Origin of the sequence: Pseudomonas sp. PDM13 (genome assembly GCF_025685765.1) — a bacterium.
Classification (GTDB): domain Bacteria; phylum Pseudomonadota; class Gammaproteobacteria; order Pseudomonadales; family Pseudomonadaceae; genus Metapseudomonas; species Metapseudomonas solani.
Genome location: NZ_JAOTQU010000009.1, coordinates 132427 through 149957 on the forward strand (window position 1 = coordinate 132427; position 17531 = coordinate 149957).

Annotated in this window: 15 protein-coding genes; 7 read left to right on the forward strand and 8 right to left on the reverse strand. The window is 66.9% G+C overall.

Annotation, left to right across the window (positions count from 1 at the left end):
• Positions 1-35: 35 nt before the first annotated feature.
• Positions 36-722, reverse strand: a complete 687-nt coding sequence (locus tag OEJ36_RS12110) for a polysaccharide lyase family 7 protein (protein ID WP_263401681.1) — start codon at positions 720-722, stop codon at positions 36-38.
• A 505-nt stretch (positions 723-1227) separates the two neighbouring features.
• Here OEJ36_RS12110 and OEJ36_RS12115 point away from each other — a divergent pair.
• Entirely contained in the window at positions 1228-1728 is a 501-nt protein-coding gene (locus OEJ36_RS12115) for a YgjP-like metallopeptidase domain-containing protein (RefSeq protein ID WP_263401682.1), read from the forward strand.
• A gap of 250 nt (positions 1729-1978) precedes the next feature.
• A complete protein-coding gene (locus tag OEJ36_RS12120; RefSeq protein WP_263401683.1) occupies positions 1979-2731 on the forward strand; it encodes a substrate-binding periplasmic protein in 753 nt (250 codons plus the stop codon).
• Positions 2732-2737: 6 nt separating this feature from the next.
• On the opposite strand, the gene OEJ36_RS12125 is transcribed toward OEJ36_RS12120, so the two are convergent.
• A complete protein-coding gene (locus OEJ36_RS12125) occupies positions 2738-2986 on the reverse strand; it encodes a DUF1652 domain-containing protein (RefSeq protein ID WP_021222602.1) in 249 nt (82 codons plus the stop codon).
• A gap of 228 nt (positions 2987-3214) precedes the next feature.
• On the opposite strand from OEJ36_RS12125, the gene OEJ36_RS12130 reads away from it, so the two are divergent.
• Both OEJ36_RS12130 and OEJ36_RS30630 read left to right on the forward strand, forming a co-directional pair.
• Positions 3215-4021 (forward strand): HDOD domain-containing protein, encoded by an 807-nt coding sequence (locus OEJ36_RS12130; protein WP_263401684.1) that lies wholly within the window; start codon positions 3215-3217, stop codon positions 4019-4021.
• A gap of 1588 nt (positions 4022-5609) precedes the next feature.
• Complete coding sequence (locus tag OEJ36_RS30630; RefSeq protein WP_411860997.1) at positions 5610-6239, forward strand: methyl-accepting chemotaxis protein; 630 nt, start codon at positions 5610-5612, stop codon at positions 6237-6239.
• A 39-nt stretch (positions 6240-6278) separates the two neighbouring features.
• Here OEJ36_RS30630 and OEJ36_RS12140 read toward each other — a convergent pair whose 3' ends face one another.
• On the reverse strand, positions 6279-6512 hold the full coding sequence (locus OEJ36_RS12140; protein WP_263401686.1) for a DUF1127 domain-containing protein: 234 nt from the start codon (positions 6510-6512) through the stop codon (positions 6279-6281).
• A 185-nt stretch (positions 6513-6697) separates the two neighbouring features.
• Here OEJ36_RS12140 and OEJ36_RS12145 point away from each other — a divergent pair, with 185 nt between their 5' ends.
• Both OEJ36_RS12145 and OEJ36_RS12150 read left to right on the forward strand, forming a co-directional pair.
• Positions 6698-8158 carry a PLP-dependent aminotransferase family protein gene (locus OEJ36_RS12145; RefSeq protein ID WP_263401687.1) on the forward strand — a complete coding sequence of 487 codons (1461 nt, stop codon included), beginning with the start codon at positions 6698-6700 and terminating at the stop codon, positions 8156-8158.
• Positions 8159-8269: 111 nt separating this feature from the next.
• Positions 8270-8719, forward strand: coding sequence for an REP-associated tyrosine transposase (locus OEJ36_RS12150; RefSeq protein WP_263401688.1), 450 nt, complete (start codon positions 8270-8272; stop codon positions 8717-8719).
• A gap of 168 nt (positions 8720-8887) precedes the next feature.
• On the opposite strand, the gene yccS is transcribed toward OEJ36_RS12150, so the two are convergent.
• Entirely contained in the window at positions 8888-11065 is a 2178-nt protein-coding gene (gene yccS, locus OEJ36_RS12155; RefSeq protein ID WP_263401689.1) for a YccS family putative transporter, read from the reverse strand.
• 156 nt (positions 11066-11221) lie between these two features.
• A complete protein-coding gene (locus OEJ36_RS12160) occupies positions 11222-12400 on the reverse strand; it encodes an NAD(P)/FAD-dependent oxidoreductase (protein WP_263401690.1) in 1179 nt (392 codons plus the stop codon).
• Between the two features lie 154 nt (positions 12401-12554).
• Here OEJ36_RS12160 and OEJ36_RS12165 point away from each other — a divergent pair, with 154 nt between their 5' ends.
• The gene (locus OEJ36_RS12165; protein WP_263401691.1) at positions 12555-13289 is read left to right on the forward strand and encodes a substrate-binding periplasmic protein; all 735 of its coding nucleotides are present in this window, start codon (positions 12555-12557) and stop codon (positions 13287-13289) included.
• Here OEJ36_RS12165 and OEJ36_RS12170 read toward each other — a convergent pair.
• From OEJ36_RS12170 to mdtD, 3 genes are all read right to left on the reverse strand, one after another.
• Positions 13286-14524: a diguanylate cyclase gene (locus tag OEJ36_RS12170; protein ID WP_263401692.1), complete on the reverse strand. Its 1239-nt coding sequence runs from the start codon at positions 14522-14524 to the stop codon at positions 13286-13288. The genes OEJ36_RS12165 and OEJ36_RS12170 overlap by 4 nt on opposite strands.
• 74 nt (positions 14525-14598) lie before the next feature.
• Entirely contained in the window at positions 14599-15978 is a 1380-nt protein-coding gene (dbpA, locus tag OEJ36_RS12175) for an ATP-dependent RNA helicase DbpA (RefSeq protein WP_021222592.1), read from the reverse strand.
• An 84-nt stretch (positions 15979-16062) separates the two neighbouring features.
• Positions 16063-17478, reverse strand: a complete 1416-nt coding sequence (mdtD, locus tag OEJ36_RS12180) for a multidrug transporter subunit MdtD (protein WP_263401693.1) — start codon at positions 17476-17478, stop codon at positions 16063-16065.
• Positions 17479-17531: the final 53 nt, after the last annotated feature.

Genomic DNA, 17531 nt, shown 5'->3' on the forward strand with positions numbered 1-17531 from the left:
TGCTTTTCGGGGCCTGGAACCCACATGCTGCGTCCTTACTTGGCGGTGGTCGCCAGGGCCCGGTGCTCGAGCTTCAGGTTGTAGAAGGTGGCGCTGCCGGCTTCGGTTGCATCACCGGCGTTGTCCTGGGCGTAGACACCCGCCTTGAAGTACAGCGGCTTGGGCGCCCAGCTGGAAGCCAGCTGCTGGGTGAACAGGGTGCTGTTGACCAGGATGCTCAACTGCCCGGTGGGCGACATGTTGATGACGTAGGTGAAGCGCTGGTTCAGCTTCACGCCGCTGAGCAGGGTGACCACCGCGCCATCTTCGTCGGTGGGGGTGTTGCGCACCTTGGCGACGATGTTGCCGGTACCGGTCTTGGTCTTGTACTGGTACTCCAGCTTGAGCAGCGGGCTGGTGCTGCCGTAGGCGTGGATCTGGCCAATGACGATCTTGCCGCTGGAGGGCACCTGGTTCACGCCCAGGTTGGCGCTCATATAGTTGTCGGCGGCGCCGTAGGTCCAGTTGCGCAGCTTGCCGTCGGCGAAGGTCTCGCGCAGTTCGCTGCGCGGGTACACGGCATTGGAGGTGGCGCTGCCGTTCACCGGGGTCCAGAAGAACAGGGTGCCGTTGGCCGCTTTGAAGTAGTTGTCCTGATAGCCGCCGACCAGTGCGGGGGTATCGATGGTGACGGACGGGGTGCCGACGGGGATGGTGAGGTTCCAGGTTCCGAGATCGATCATGACTGAGTTCTCTAAGAGAACTTCCAGTCGGGTGCTTCTCATCCGCGAGACGTAATCACTTACTTCGGCATCCGGCCAACTGCACACGAACTAAAAGTGAAGGCTAGGTAATGGCAGCTGGGCTGCCGTGTCGTCCGAAGGCATATACGCCGTCTCGCGGAACGCTTTATAGGGCTACGCAACCCCCTTGTTAATCACCGATCGTCGCCACTGGGCCTGTCAAAAAGCCGTCTGAAACGGGGTTTGCCATCACCGTGCAATTGCAAAAACTAACCAGGTGGTACATGGCCGGAATGCTGCAATCAGGTGGAATGCGCCTTGCGCCGTTCGGTTGGCGTCATTTTTCCGTAAGCGCAGCGGCAGCGCCGTTTCGCTGGCCGCTGGTAGCGCGTGGGAGGGCATCCGATGAACGGTCGAGAGGCCGCTGCCGCTGCGCTGACAGGCTGCGTCGCTTACTGTCACCGGCGGTAGAATGTCGGCTTTCTTCCAGCCGCTTCGATCTGCCATGAACCCGCTTCGCTACATCCAGTCCTACCCCGCCCATTTGCAGGACCAGGTGCGCCTGATGGTCGAGCAGCGCCGCCTGGGCGATTACCTCGCCAAGCGCTACCCGGAGCGCCACGAGGTGCAGAGCGACAAGGCGCTCTACGGCTACACCAATGCCCTGCGCCAGGAGCACCTGCGCAACGCGCCGGCCATCGACAAGGTGGTCTACGACAACAAGCTGGATATCGTGCAGAAGGCCCTCGGGCTGCACACCGCGATCTCCCGCGTGCAGGGCGGCAAGCTCAAGGCGAAGAAGGAAATCCGCGTGGCCTCGCTGTTCAAGGAGGCGGCGCCCGAGTTCCTGCGGATGATCGTGGTGCACGAGTTGGCGCACCTGCGCGAGCGCGACCACAACAAGGCCTTCTACCAGCTGTGCGAACACATGCTGCCGGGCTACCACCAGTTGGAATTCGATCTGCGGCTCTACCTGATCTGGCGCGAGCTGGGCGAGGGAAACTGAGGGAATACAAGGAAGGGGAGTGTCATGCCCAACCCCAGCTGTGGAGGGCTGCAGGATAAGCGCAGTCCTGAGGCGGGCATGACGGGACCGACTATAGCCCCCGACTCCAGGGCGCATCTGTAGGCGCTGTCCCAAAGACCCTGGCGAATGCTCCGGTCGGCCCTTCGCAGCCCCCGCTTTGCCGGCTCGCCTGGCGCAGAAAAAGCCTGCTAGGCTCAAGCCCCATTCCTGTCGTCGAGTATTCGCGGGCATGAGCCGCTATCTACGGATGCTGTGTCCAGTGCTGCTGTGCCTGGTGGTCGTGCCGTTCGCGTCGGCCCGCGAATGGCTGGCCGTGGGGACCGAGTTTCCGCGCCTGTTCGGGCAGACCCTGGATGGCCGTTTCATCGGCCTCGGCCCTGACGTGCTGCGCGAGGTGGCGCAGCGCATGGGCGACACGGTGCGCTTCGAGGTCTACCCCTGGGCGCGGGCGCAGAAGATGGTGGCGCAGGGGCGCGCGGACATCCTGATCGGCCCCTACCGCACGCCGGAGCGCGAGCAGCGTTTCCTCTTCAGCCAGCACGCCTTCTATCGCGACCGCATCGTGTTCTATGCCCGTGATGGCGTGGATGTCGATTGGAAGGGGGACTACGCCACGCTGGCCGGTCGGCGTGTCGGCATCATCCGTGGCTGGACCTATGGTCCCCATTTCGACGAAGGCCGCGAGGCGATGGACCTGCACAGCATCGAGAGCGTCGACAACGCCCTGCGCATGCTGGTGCTGGGGCGCATCGACCTGCTGGCCAGCAACGAGCGCAACACCCGGCCGCGCATCGAAGCCCTGGAGCGCGGGTCCGTGCACCAGCTGCTCCCGATCATCGACATCCAGGACGGTTACTTCGCCTTCCCCCGGACCGAGGACCATGCGGCCTTGCGCGCCGATTTCGACCGCGCCTTCGCCAGCCTGATCAGCGATGGCCGGCTGGATGAGATGGCGACCCGGCACGGCGTCACCATCCCCTGAGGCGGTTCAGGGGTGGGTGCGGATGAACTGCTCGTCGATATCGCGTTTCAGGCGTTGCACCAGGTGCAGCGCCTCGGCCTTGCCGCAGGTAGCGGAAAAGGGGATGCCGGCGGTCTCGAGGATGGTCTTGCGGGTGCGCTGGTCGTAGATCAGCACGTGCAGGCTGCGGTCGCTGTCCATGTGGCCGGAGAAGCCCAGGGGAAGAAGCTGCGTGCGCATGAAGTTCAGGGTCTTGGACAGTCGTTCGGTTTCCACGGAAGGGCCTCTGCGCATCGGAATGGATAGCGGGATGGTGTTCGCCACTTGAGTGGAGCCTGGCGGCCCGGGTTCGGTTCCCGCGCGCGCATGTCGCTCGTCGGCAGAGCGTCGCGGCACTGTTTGGCGACCTTGGTGATGGCTACACTGGCACAAGGCCATATGGGGACTGTCGTGAGTACTGAAGAGTCGGGTTATTCGATCTATAGGCGTCTGGTTTCACAGTTGATGAGCGGTGAAGAACAGCTCCCCAGCCTCCCCATGATCACCATGGAAATTCGCCGCGTGCTGGCCAATCCGGATGCCAGCACCGCTACCCTGGCGCGGGTCATCAACAAGGACCCTGCCCTCAGCGCCACCCTGGTCAAGCACGCGGCCAGCACGCGCCTGCGCACCGCGCCGCCGCCCAAGACCCTGGACGATGTGATCCGCACCCTCGGCATGCTGGAGGTGGACCGCATCACCATGGTCCACAGCATCAAGAGCCTGTTCACCCTGCACAGCGCCGCGCACAAGAAGCTCTTCGTCGACACCTGGAGCCGCCTGGCTCGGCGCGGCAGCATCAGCGCCGTGCTGGCGCGGCTGATCGGCCACGCCTCGTCCGACCATGTGCTGCTGGCCAGCGTGCTCAGCGACATCGGCGCCCTGGCTATCCTCTCGGCGTTCAAGGATGCCCAGCAGATCCCGTCCCCCGAGCTCTGCACCCGCCTGTGCCGGGAATACGGGAAATCCCTCGGGGTGATCGTGCTGAAGAAATGGTCGGTGGATGAAAGCTACATCTCCGTGGTGCGCAACCTGGGCGCCTGGGACGAGTCCTCCGGCCCGGGCGTCGAGCTCGCCGACCTGATCAACCTCGGCCTGTTCCACGCCCTGCGTGACGCCGGCCCTACCGCTCTGCTGCCACCGCTGGTGGATCTTGTCGCCTATCGTAAGTTGCAGGCCCCCATGAATGCCCTGGACCCCAGCGGCAATGGCCTGGCCCTCGTGGCCAGCCAGCGCGCCGAGATCCAGCGGGTGGAGTCGCTGCTTCAGTAATCGCACCGTTCTGGTGCAATGCCTTCCCGTCGCAGGGCCGCTGCGGGGTTCCGCTGGCCGGAGTGCCTCGCCATGCGTCGCGCAGCGCCCCGGGGTGCTGCCGGCGACAAAGGGGTAACCCCCAGGTTCGGCTTTTGCATGGGGCTTGTTTTCGGCCCCCCGGCCGATCCGGGTCCAATGAGGTGTCGTCATGACAGCATTACTCACGCCTGGCGTGCGTCTGCTCGAAGGTTTCAGCTTCGCGCGGAAATTCCAGCTGCTCTTCCTTCTGTTCATCCTGCCCCTGGGCTATGCCCTGTGGGTGATCACCACCTCCTACCTGGACCGCCTCGGCCTGGTGGATGGCGAGCTCAGTGGCATGCGGGTGATCGCCACGCTGGCCGATGCCCAGCACGAGGTGGGCACCCAGCGCCTGTTGCTGGCGCGCTGGAAGGGCACCGAGGACGCCGCCAAGTCCCTGCTCGAGCAGCGCAGCGGCCGCCTGCAGGAAGCCCTGGCCAAGGTCGATGCACAACTGAAGACGGAGCAGCTCGGCGAGCAGAGCCGCAAGCTGTTCGAGGAAGCCCGTTCGCGCAGCGAGCGCATCAGCTTCCAGGCCTTGGCGCCGCTGGCGCTGCCTGATGCCCTGGAGCGTTTCCAGGACGTATTGCAGAGCCTGCAATCCCTGCGTGAGCAGGTGGCCACCGAGACCGGGCTGATCCTCGACCCGGGCATGGACACCTACCTGATGATGGAGCAGCTCACCTACGTGCAGCCGCGCGCCCAGGAGCTGCTCGGCAGCTTCGCCGCCAATGCCCATGGCGCGGTGGTGTCGCAGCACTTCACCCTGCAGAGCCGGGTCGCCGTGCGTGACCTGCGCCGTGCCCTGGATGACACCGAGCGGCAACTGCGCAAGGCCCAGGACGCCATCGCCCAGGCGTCCGACGTCAATGCTGCGCTGGATGCCCCGTTCCGCCAGGCCGACCAGGCCATGAACGACTTCCTCGCCCGGGTCGACAAGGGCATGTTCGAAGCCAACCCCTTCACCCTCGGCACCGCCGAGTTCGTCCAGCAGGTGGAGCGCCTCGACGGCCAGCTGGTGGCCCTGCAACAGGCGCTGACCGAACGCTTCCAGGCGCGTCTCGGTGATTTCCGCACCCAGGCGCTGCGCAGCATGGTCCAGGTGATCGGCGGCTTCAGCCTGCTCACCCTGCTGGCCCTGTACATGCTGCTGTGCCTCAACGCTGCCATCCGCCGGGGCACCGCCGCCATCACCGAAGCGGCCGAAGGCCTGCGTGCCGGCGACCTGCGCGTGGCGGCCACCGTGCACGGCAGCGACGACCTGGCGCAGATCGCCGAAGCCCTCAACGCCGCCCTGGCGCAACTGCGCAGCTCGCTGGAAGGCGTGAACCTCGAGAGCGGCCAGTTGGGCGGCACCGTTCAGCAACTCAACGCCCAGGCCCAGGACACCCTCACCTCGGTGGAGCAGCAGCAGGGCCAGGTCAGCCAGATCGCCGCCGCCGCGCACCAGTTGGCGGCCACCGCCCAGAGCGTGGCCGAGAGCTGCGAGGGCGCCGCCCAGGATGCCCAGCAGACCCGTGAGATCGCCATGCAGAGCAACCAGCGCAGCGCCCGCACCGGGGCCAGCATGCGCGAGCTGAGCACGCGCCTGGGGGACACCGTCTCCTCGTTGCAGCAACTGCGCGACCAGGCCCAGCAGATCAACCGCGTGGTGGATGTGATAAAGGGCATCGCCGAGCAGACCAACCTGCTGGCGCTCAACGCCGCTATCGAAGCCGCCCGTGCGGGTGAGCAGGGGCGTGGCTTCGCCGTGGTCGCCGACGAGGTGCGCAGCCTGTCCCAGCGCACCCAGGACTCGACCAAGGAAATCGGTGACACCGTCGCCAGCCTGCAAGGCGTGGTCGGCCAGGCCGTGGCGCTGATGGAGGCCGCGTTCAAGCAGGCCGAGGGGGACGTGGGCAGCGTGCTGAGTATGGGCGACGACCTCTCCGGCATCGCCGACGCGGTGCAGCGGGTCAGTGATCGCCTGGCGCAGATCGCCACCGCCGCCGAAGAACAGGCCGCCACGGCGGACGAGGTCAGCGGCAATATCCAGCAGGTGGATCAGGCCGCCAGCCTGTTGCTCCATGGCGCCCAGTCGGTGCAGGCCGCCGCCGAGCAACTGCATCGCGGCAGCCAGGCGCTGAACCAGAACACCGCGCGCTTCCGCCTGGCCTGATCGCCGGGCAACCGGCCGCCTGCGGGCGGCCGGCCTTCCTTACAGCTTCCAGAACGGCTTCAGCGCCTCTTCCAGGGCCTGCTCGCGGGTCAGCCCGATATCGCGCAGCGCCTGCTCGTCCAGGTCCAGCAGCGCCTTGCGGGTGTGCAGGCGGCGCCAGAAGCGATGCCAGCGACCGTCTTCGGCGAAGCGGGCATTCGCGCGGACGCACAGGTGCTCCAGCTCCAGTTCTTTCCCGTGGAGGCTCAGCCGCGTATCGCTCAGGCCGTTCATGTCGTTCTCCTCATGCTGGAGTGCAGGTGTATGGAGAGCATGATGAATGGGCGACGAAAAGCATTACAGATTCACGGCGTGGATATTTTTTTCATACAGATTGCGCGTCTTCGCGTCTGAATCCACAATTTACCCGTAATCTGTACCGGTCTGTGCGCAACCCGCCCTGCGCAAGGGGAACTGTCATGAAGCTCTACACCCAGCTCGCCGAAACCCTCGCCGAACGCATCGAGCAGGGCTACTACCGCCCTGGCGACCGCCTGCCCTCGGTACGCGCCCTGAGCCAGGAGCACGGTGTCAGCCTCAGCACCGTGCAGCAGGCCTACCGCCTGCTGGAGGATGGCGGCCTCGCCGTGCCACGGCCGAAGTCCGGCTACTTCGTACCGCCCCGCCGCGAGGCCCCGGCGCTGCCGGCCATGACCCGCGCGGCGCAGCGCCCGGTGGACGTGTCGCAATGGAGCGACGTGCTGGAACTGGTCAAGCGCGGCGCCCGCGACGGCCTGGTGCAACTGGGTCGGGGCATGCCCGATGTCTCCAGCCCCACCTTGCGGCCGCTGATGCGCAGCCTGGCTCAGGTCGCCCGGCGCCCGGACCTGGGCGGCCTCTACTACGACGCCATCCAGGGTTCGCTGCCGTTGCGCGAACAGGTGTCGCGGCTGCTGGTGGATGCGGGCTGCCAGATTCCCGCCAGCGACCTGATCATCACCACCGGCTGCCACGAGGCGCTGTCCGCCTCCATCCGCGCCATCTGCCAGCCGGGCGACATAGTCGCGGTGGATTCGCCCAGCTTCCACGGCGCCATGCAGGCATTGAAGGGCTTCGGCATGAAGGCCCTGGAACTGCCCACCGACCCGATCAACGGCATCAGCCTGGAGGCCCTGGAAATGGCCCTGGAGCAGTGGCCGATCAAGCTCATCCAGCTCACCCCCAACTGCAACAACCCCCTCGGCTACATCATGCCGGAGGCCCGCAAGCGCGCCCTGCTGACCCTGGCCCAGCGTTACGACGTGGCGATCATCGAAGACGACGTCTATGGCGACCTGGCCTACCGCTACCCGCGGCCGCGCACCATCAAGTCCTTCGACGAGGACGGCCGCGTGCTGCTGTGCAGCTCCTTCTCCAAGACCGTGGCGCCCGGTATCCGCATCGGCTGGATCGCCCCCGGTCGCTACTTCGACCGGCTGCTGCACATGAAGTACATCTCCACCGGCGCCACCGCCACCCAGCCGCAGATCGCCCTGGCCGAATTCCTCGCCAGCGGCGCCTACGAGCCCCACGTGCGGCGCATGCGCAGCCAGTACCAGCACGGCCGTGACCAGATGATCGACTGGGTGATGAAGTACTTCCCCGAAGGCACCCGCGTCAGCCGGCCCCAGGGTGGCTTCATGCTCTGGGTGGAGCTGGACGAGGGCTTCGACACCCTGCGCCTGAACCGCGCCCTGCTCGACAAGGGCGTACAGATCGCCTCCGGCAGCCTGTTCTCCGCCTCCGGCAAGTACCGCAGCTGCCTGCGCATGAACTACTCGCGCAAACCCGACGCCGAGCAGGAAGCCGCCGTACGCAAGGTGGGCGAGACGGTGAAGGAGTTGATGGCGGAGATGGCGGTGGAGACGACCGTGGAAGCGAATTCATTCGCGATGCTTTGAACTCGTCGGTCTTCGGCTACCCATAGACCGGCGTTTTCCTGGGCACGCTCGCGCGGCCATGTCTTTCCCCGTTGATTAGAGTCCCTGCTTCCATGGAAGGAGGGCAGGCTCATGGGCAGTCGCGATCTGCGCAAGGGGCGCGTTTTCGAAGCGGGCAGGGTTTATCTCATCACCGCGACCACGGCCGAGCGGCGCCCGCTCTTCGCCGATTTCATGCACGCTCGGTTATTGGTGGGTGAGCTGAGGCGCCTGGAACACGGCAACTTGGCGCAGTCACTGGCCTGGGTGGTGATGCCCGATCATTTCCACTGGCTGATGCGGCTCAACGGGCCAATGCCCTTGTCATCGGTGGTCAAGGCGCTGAAGGGCCGCACCGCAAGGCGCCTGGGCCCGTTGCTGGACGATGGAGGGAAGGTCTGGCAGCCAGGGTTCCATGACCGGGCGCTGAGGCGTGAGGATGAATTGCTGCCGATTGCGCGCTATGTGGTCGCCAACCCGCTGAGGGCGGGACTGGTACAGCGCCTTGGTGATTACCCGCATTGGGACGCGGTGTGGCTGTGAGGTGATGGCAGTCCTGCGGCCTGCTTCGCGAATGAATTCGCTCCCACGGGGCACCGTGCTTTTCTGTGGGAGCGAATTCATTCGCGATTGTCCGAGCGCAGGGTTTCCTTGGACGGTAGGGGCGAATGAATTCGCCCCTACAGAGGTGCAGGTCCCGAGCGGATTAGATCACTCCACCTTCTTCCCACTCGCCAGGTGCGCCGCCAGGGTGCGCAGGGCGCCGAGCTGGCGGCAGATCAGGCCGAGTTCGGTCTGTACCAGGCGGGCGCGTTCGTCCATGTCCTCGGGCAGTTGCTCCAGCTCCTTGGCCAGGGCTTCTTCCGGGTCGCTGTGGATGGTCACCGGCTTGCGCGCGGCGAGGTCGGTGGCGATTTCTTCCAGGGCGGTGGCGATGCGTTCGGCGGCGTCGCCCAGCAGGTTGCCTTCCAGGGCCATGGGCTCGCTGGAGCGGTGGGCGCCGAGGGCGGAGAGGTAGCTGAGCAGGGTGTGGGAGAGCACCAGGAAGCGGAAGCCGATGTCCGCTTCCTTACGGAAGTGCCCCGGCTCCATGAGCATGTTGGCCAGCGTCGTGGACAGCGCCGCGTCGGCGTTGTGGGCGTTGCGCCGGGCCAGGCGGTAGGCCAGGTCGTCGCGCTTGCCGCCGCTGTACTGCTGCACCAGCTGGCGCAGGTAGCGGGCGTTGCAGGCCAGGGCGTTGGCGACCACGCGGTGCAGGCCGCGGCCCTGCCAGTCGGGGAGGATGAAGATCACCGCCAGGGCGGCGATCAGGCTGCCCAGCAGGGTATCCACCAGGCGCGGCACGAACAGGCCGTAGCTGTCGCCGATCTGGTTGAAGCAGAACAGCACCATCAGGGTGATCGCCGCCGTCGCCAGGGTGTAGCGCGTGGCGCGGTTGGCGAAGAAGATCACCCCGGCGACCACCGCGAATAGCGATTGCACCAGGGCGCTGGGGAACAGGTCGAACAGCGCCCAGCCCAGGGCCAGGCCGATGACGGTGCCGATGATCCGCTGCACCAGCTTGCGCCGGGTGGCGCCGAAGTTGGGCTGGCAGACGAATACGGTGGTGAGCAGGATCCAGTAGCCCTGGCTGGGGTGGATCAGGTGCAGCACGCCGTAGCCGGTGGACAGGGCGATGGCCATGCGCAAGGCGTGGCGGAACACCAGGGAGGTGGGGGTGAAGTTCTGCCTGAGACGCTCCCAGACATCCTTCAGGCCCTTGGGCGAGCGGTCCAGCAGGCTGCTGTCCTGGGCTTCGGCGAGGGCATCGGGGTTGCTGGCATCGGTGAGCAGGCGGTCCAGGGTGGAGAGGTTGCCGGCCAGGGCGTTGAGCGAGCGCAGCAGGCCGCGCCAGGCCGGGTTGCTCTGGATGCGCAGGTGCTCCAGGGAGCGGTGCAGATCGTCCAGGGCCTGGGTGCCGTCGTTGTAGTCGAAGGGCTGGCGCATCTGGATGGCCTGGCCCAGGGCCTGGCAGGCGCCGCCCTGCTGGCGCAGCAGGCGCTGGCAGCGGAACAGCACGTCGCTGTGGAAGAAGGCCTCGGCCAGCTGGTTGTAGGGGTAGTGCGAGGAGCTGGCGCGCTCGTGGATGTCCTGGGCGAGGAAGTACAGCTTCAGGTAGCGGCTCACCTTGGGCCCGGGGCGGCCATTGCCGACGCGGTGCAGGATGATCTCCTTGGCCGCGTTCAGCGCCGCCACCACCTTGCCGTTCTGCTGCGCCAGTTCCAGGCGCTTGGCTTCCACATCCAGCTCGCGCAGCGGCTCGAAGAGGTTGGCCTTGAGCTTGAGGTAGCGCCCCAGCTCGCGGTACAGCCGGGCCAGGCTCTGCTGCACCGGCTGGTGGGTGAACAGCGCCTGCCAGATCACCGAGAGCAGCCCGTACCAGGCCGCGCCGCCCACCAGCAGCGCCGGTTCACGCCACAGATCATGGCCGATGCCGTCACGCTGGTCGACGCCGATCATGCTGTAGATCGACAGGATCAACGTCGCCGAGGCGATGGTGGCGTAGCGCTCGCCGAGGGCGCCGAGCATGGTCAGGCCGAAGGCCGCCAGCGCCAGGGCGGAGACGAACAGCCAGGGGTAGGGGAACAGCAGTTCCACCGAGAAGGAGGCCACGCTGAAGCAGCCCAGGGTCACCAGCAGCGCGTTGAGGCGGCCCTGCCAGCTGTCATCGGTTTCGGCCAGGGCGCTGGCGATGATGCCGAGGAACAGCGGGATCAGCAGTTCCATGCGGTCCTGCTGCCAGCAGAGCGCCATGCTCCCGGTCAGGGCGACGAACACCCGCAGGCTGTAGCTGAACTTGTCCTGGGCCCAGAGGCGGCGCAGGGAATGACGGAGCGAGGTCGATGACATGGCGGCCTTGTGGGCATGCGTTCCAGGGGCTCGGCCTGCGCGGGTGTGCGTGGGCCGATCGGCAAGAGGTTACCGCTTGGATGCCGCCCGGGCGAGGCGGGTTACACCCGCTGGCGGGAATGCGCAGGTGCTGCCGCCCTCAGGCATGCCCCGGGCTCAGACGAACTGCGCGGCGGCGTGGGCCGAGGCCCAGGCCCACTGGAAGTTGAAGCCGCCGAGGTGGCCGGTGATGTCCAGCACCTCGCCGATGAAATACAGCCCTGGGGACTTCTGCGATTCCATGGTCTTGGACGACACCTCGTGGGTGCTGACCCCGCCCAGGGTGACCTCGGCGGTGCGGTAGCCCTCGGTGCCCGATGGCGTGAGCTGCCAGTCGGTCAGGGCTTCGGCGATGGCCTGCAGCTCGGCCAGGCTGTACTGCTTCATCGGCCGCGAGGCGAACCAGCGCTCGGCCAGCAGGGTGGCGAACTTGCGGGTGAAGAGTTCGCCCAGCAGGGTCTTCAGCTCGGCGTTGGGCCGTTCGCCCTGTTGCTGCACCAGCCAGGCGGGAACGTCCAGGGCTGGCAGCAGGTTGATCGAGATCGCCTCGCCCGGGTTCCAGTAGGACGAGATCTGCAGGATCGCCGGGCCGCTGAGGCCGCGGTGGGTGAACAGGATGTTCTCGCGGAAGCTGGCGCCGTTGCAGCTCACCAGGCTGTCCACCGAAGTGCCGGAGAGTTCGGTGCACATCTGCTTGAGCTGGTCGGTGATGGTGAAGGGCACCAGGCCGGCGCGGGTCGGCAGCACTTCGTGGCCGAACTGGCGGGCCACCTGATAGCCGAAGCCGGTGGCGCCCAGGGTGGGGATCGACAGGCCGCCGGTGGCGATCACCAGGGATTGGCAGCGCACCGCGCCGATGGCGGTCTGCAGCTCGTAGCCGGCCTCGTGGCGGGCGATGGCGGTGACCGCCGTGTCCAGGCGCAGGTCGACGCCGTGTTCGTCGCACTCGGCCAGCAGCATGGCGAGGATGTCGCTGGCCTTGTGGTCGCAGAACAGCTGGCCGAGCTTCTTCTCGTGGTAGGCGACGCCGTGCTTGTTGACCAGCTCGAGGAAGTCCCACTGGGTGTAGCGGGCCAGGGCCGACTTGCAGAAGTGGGCGTTGGCGGAGAGGAAGTTGGCCGGCTCGGTGTAGAGGTTGGTGAAGTTGCAGCGGCCGCCGCCGGACATGAGGATCTTCTTGCCGGCCTTGTTCGCGTGGTCGAGCAGCAGCACCCGGCGACCGCGCGCGGCGGCCTTGGACGCGCACAACAATCCGGCGGCGCCGGCCCCGATAATCACCACATCAGTAACGAACAAGAAACCACCCTCAGAAGTCGATTCGGCCAAGGCGCGCGCCGGTGGCGAAGTCTACCCTATGGAGGTGTCGCAGCCAGCGTTCTCCGCTGGCTGGCGAAGGGAAATGCGTGCAGTCTGGCGGTGCCGGCCGTCCCAGCCCCAGTGGAAGCCATGGATGAAAAAGACCTGCAGTTGTTTGCTGTTGCTCGTTCTGCTTTGCACGGGGGCTGCACGCGCCGAGCACCTGCGACTGGTGGCCAACACCTGGCCGCCGTTCACCGACGCCAACCTGCCCCAGGGTGGCCTGGCGGTGGACCTGGTGGTGACCGCGCTGCAGCGCGCCGGGCACACCACCGAGTACGTGGAAGTGCCCTGGGCACGTGCCCTGCGCGGGCTGGAGGTGGCCGACTACGATGTGGTGGTCAACGCCTGGTACGACAAGGCCCGCGCTGTCTACGGCCTGTATTCGAAGCCGTACCTGATCAACCGCGTGCGCTTCCTCCGCCATCGCGGCGCGAAGGTGAATTTCGAGACACTGGCCGACCTGCGGCCCTACAGCATCGCCGTGGTGCGGGGCTATGCCTACTCCGCCGAGTTCGACCATGACCCGACCCTCGACCGGGTGCCGGTGATGGGCTTCGAGATGGGCGCGCGCATGCTCGCCGCCGGGCGTGTGCAACTGACCCTGGAAGACGAGCTGGTGGCGCGCTATCACCTCAATCGCGAGCTCAAGGAGTTGAAGGGGCAGTTGGAATTCCTGCCACGGCCCCTGAGTGAGAACGACCTGGCGATCCTGGTACGCCGTAGCCACCCACGGCACCGCCAGCTGGTGGCGGATTTCGACCGGGCGATGCAGGCGATGCGGGATGACGGGACCTACCAGCGCATCTTCGAGCGCCACGGCTTCTAGCGGTTGGCGATGGTCCGCCCGCGGCCTTCGTGCTTGGCCTGGTAGAGGCGCTGGTCGGCTTCGTGGAGCAGGCTTTCCAGGTCTTCCGGCGGCCCCTGGTAGATGCCGGCGCTGAACGACAGCGGCGGCGCGTCGGGGGCGTACTTCAGCCGTGCACAGTTGCGCCGCAGCTGGTCGAGGGTGGCCTTGAGGGTAGCCGCGTCGCTCTTGCTGACCACGGCGAACTCTTCACCACCGAGACGGCCCAGCAGGGCGTCGGGCAGGGCGTGGGCCAGCACCCGGGAGAACATCACCAGGGCGGTGTCGCCGCTGGCGTGGCCGAACTCGTCGTTGATCAGCTTGAAGAAGTCCAGGTCGAGCATCGCCACGCTCAGTTCCTGGCCCGCGCGCTGGGCCTGCTGGAACAGCTGCAGGCCCTGCTCGTAGAAGGCGCGGCGGTTGTAGAGGTTGGTCAGCGAGTCGAACAGCGCCGCCTGCTTGAGCGCGCGCATCAGGTCGCGGCGCTCCAGGGTCGACATCACCCGGCAGTTGAGTTCCTCGGAGCAGAAGGGCTTGCGCAGGAAGTCGTCGGCGCCGTGCTTGATGAACATGGCGCTGAGCGAGCCTTTCTGGTCCGCCGAGAGGCCGAGGATGATCAGCTCGTTGCGGCGCATCTTCTGCCGCAGCATCTTCACCAGGTCGAAACCGCTGATGCCGGGCATGCCGTGGTCCACCAGCAGCAGGTCGATGTCCGGCTGTTCTTGGAGGATGCGCAGGGCTTCGTCGCCGTCGCGGGCTTCGATGACCTGGTAGAGGTGCGGGGTGAGCACCCGGCGCACGAAGTTGCGGGTGGCGTCGGAGTCCTCGGCGACGAGGATCTTCACCCCGCAGTTGCGGGCCAGGCGGTGCAGCAGGCGGAAGGCGTACTCGTAGGAGTGCTGGCTTTCCTTGAGCACGTAGTCGACCACGCCCTTGAGCAGCAGCTCGTCGCGGCGCTGCTCGTTATAGGAGCCGGTGAGGACGATGCAGGGCAGTTTGTAGCGCAACACCAGGGGGACGACCTCGCCGTCCGGTGCATCCGGCAGGTTGAGGTCGACGATGGCGGCGAAGAACAGCGAGGCGGAGGTTTCCAGCAGCACTTCGGCCTCGGCGCGGGAGGCACAGAACAGCGGCTGCAGATCCGGCTCCTGGCGGAACAGGTGTTCGAGGATCTTGAGGACCAGCGGGCTGTCTTCGACGACCAGAATATTGCGCACGACCTACTCCATTGCTGCGTGGCGGGGGCCTCCCGCCAGCGCTGTCATACAGGGCGAACCTTTCCGGGGCGTTACTAGAGGGCGCGCACCTTGAACGAGCGGCCCTTGATCTTGCCGTCACTCAGGCGTTTCAAGGCCTGTTTGACGATGTTCCTGTCCACGGCCACGAAAGCCTGGAAATCGAAGATGGCTATCTTGCCAACCTGTGCACCCGGAATGCCAGCTTCACCTGTCAGCGCGCCGAGGATGTCGCCAGGGCGCACCTTCTCTTTGCGTCCACCGTTGATACACAGCGTAGCCATTGGCGGCAGCAGCGGGTCACGGTTCTTCAATACCAGTTCATCCAGGCGCTGCCAGTTCAGCGGGGCCTTCTGCAGGTCCTCGATGGCCTGGGCGCGGCTGGCCTCGGCGGGTGCCACCAGGCTCAGGGCCAGGCCCTTCTCGCCGGCACGGCCACTGCGGCCGACACGGTGCACGTGGATTTCCGGATCGCGGGACAGCTCGACGTTGATCACCGCCTCCAGGCCGGCGATGTCCAGGCCGCGTGCGGCGACGTCGGTGGCCACCAGCACGCTGCAGCTGCGGTTGGCGAACATGGTCAGCACCTGGTCGCGGTCGCGCTGTTCGAGCTCGCCGTGCAGGGTCTGTGCCGAGATGCGGTTGGCCTGCAGGTGTTCCACCAGCTCCTGGCACTGCTGGCGGGTGTGGCAGAAGGCGACGCTGGACTGCGGGCGATGGTGCAGCAGCAGGTGGACCACGGCGTCCATGCGCTGGTTGGGGTCGATCTCGTAGAAGCGCTGCTCGATCTGGCTGTCGTCGTGCAGGGCCTCGACCTTCACCTGCTGCGGGTTGCGCAGGAAGCGCCCGGCCAGTTCGGCGATGCCCTTGGGGTAGGTGGCGGAGAACAGCAGGGTCTGCCGCTTGGCCGGGGTCTGCTCGATGATGTCGGCGATGCTGTCGTAGAAGCCCATGTCGAGCATGCGGTCGGCTTCGTCCAACACCAGGGTGTTGAGGCCGTCGAGCTTCAGGGTGCCCTTGCGCAGGTGCTCCTGGATGCGCCCCGGGGTGCCGACGATGATGTGCGCGCCGTGCTCCAGGGAGCCGATCTGCGGGCCGAAGGGCACGCCGCCGCAGAGGGTCAGCACCTTGATGTTGTCGGCGGCGCGGGCCAGGCGGCGGATTTCCTTGGCCACCTGGTCGGCCAGTTCGCGGGTCGGGCACAGCACCAGGGCCTGGCAGCCGAAGAAGCGCGGGTTGAGCGGGTCGAGCAGGCCGATGCCGAAGGCAGCGGTCTTGCCGCTGCCGGTCTTGGCCTGGGCGATCAGGTCCTGGCCCTTGAGGATCACCGGCAGGCCCAGGGCCTGGATGGGCGTCATCTCGTGGTAGCCGAGGGCGTCGAGGTTGGCCAGCATGGCGGCGGACAGGGGCAGGGCGGAAAAGGCGTTGGTGGTCACGGGCGGGGCCTGGCAATCGGATAGGCGCGCATTTTAGCAGGATGGCGCCGGGCCACCTTGCCGTCCCGGTGTCGCAGCGGCGTATCAGTGGTCGATATCGCCGGGTACCCGACGCACGGCGCGGCCACTGTCCGGCGGCAGCTGGAAGAAGATCGCCGCCGCCAGCAGGGTGAGGGTGCCGACGCACAGGTAGGTGGCCTGGAAGGCCGCCAGCACCGAGGGCGCGTCGGGTTTGCCGAAGCCGCCCAGCAGCGCCGCGGCCACCGCCACGCCGAGGCTCATGGACAGCTGCATGACTACCGAGAGCAGGCTGTTGCCACTGCTGGCCTGGTGGTCGTCGAGGTCGAGCAGGGTGACGGTGTTCATGGCGGTGAACTGCATGGAGTTCACCGCGCCCAGGGCACCCAGGTGCAGGAGCAGCAACGGGTAGGGCGTGTCGGCGTCGATCAGCGCCAGGCTGGCGATCATGCCGCCGAGCAGCAGGGTGTTGCCCAGCAGCAGGCGGCGGTAGCCGAGGCGGTCGAGCAACGGCTTGGCCAGGGGCTTGGCGATCATCGCCGAGAGCGCCAGGGGGATCATGGTCATCCCCGCCTGGGCCGGCGGGAAGCCCAGCGCCACCTGCAGCAGCAGGGGCGTGAGGAAGGGCAGGGCGCCGCTGCCCAGGCGCGAGAACAGGTTGCCGAGGATGCCGGCGGCGAAGGTGCGGGTGCGGAACAGCGAGGGCGCGAACAGCGGCTGTTCCACCTGCACTGCGTGCAGCCAGTAGGCGGCCAGGCAGGCGAGGCCGCCGAGCAGCAGGAGCATCACCCGCACATGGGGCAGGTGCAGTTCGCCCAGGCCCTCCAGGGCGATGGTGATCAGCACCATGGCGGTGCCGAACAGCAGGAAGCCGTAGACGTCCAGGCGCACCGGGCCGCTGGAGCGCAGGTCGGGCATGAAGCGCCAGGCGGCCCAGCCGCCGATCAGGCCGACGGGCAGGTTGATGAGGAAGATCCAGTGCCAGGTGGCGTATTCCACCAGCCAGCCGCCTAGGGTGGGGCCGATCAGCGGGCCGAACAGGCCGGGCAGGGTGATGAAGCTCATGATCCGCACCAGCTCGGTACGCGGGTAGGCGCGCAGCACCACCAGGCGCCCCACCGGCATCATCAGGGCGCCGCCCAGGCCCTGCACCACGCGGGCGGCGACCAGCTGCGGCAGGGTGGCGGAGAGGGCGCAGAACAACGAGCCGAGGCTGAACAGGACGATGGCGCCGAAGAATATCCGGCGGGTGCCGAAGCGATCGGCGATCCAGCCCGAAGCGGGAATCAGCAGGGCCACGGTGAGCATGTAGGCGATGATCACCGACTGCATGCGCAGCGGGTCTTCGGCCAGGTCGCGGGCCATGGCGGGAAGGGCGGTGTTGAGGATGGTGCCGTCCAGGGCCTGCATGAAGAAGGCGACGGCCACCAGCCAGGGCAGCAGGCGGGCGGTGCGGGCGTCGAGGCTGGGCAGATCGGCCATGGGATTCCTTGGGCGGGCGACCCTGCGGACTTTAGGCGCCGCCGGCCGGGCTG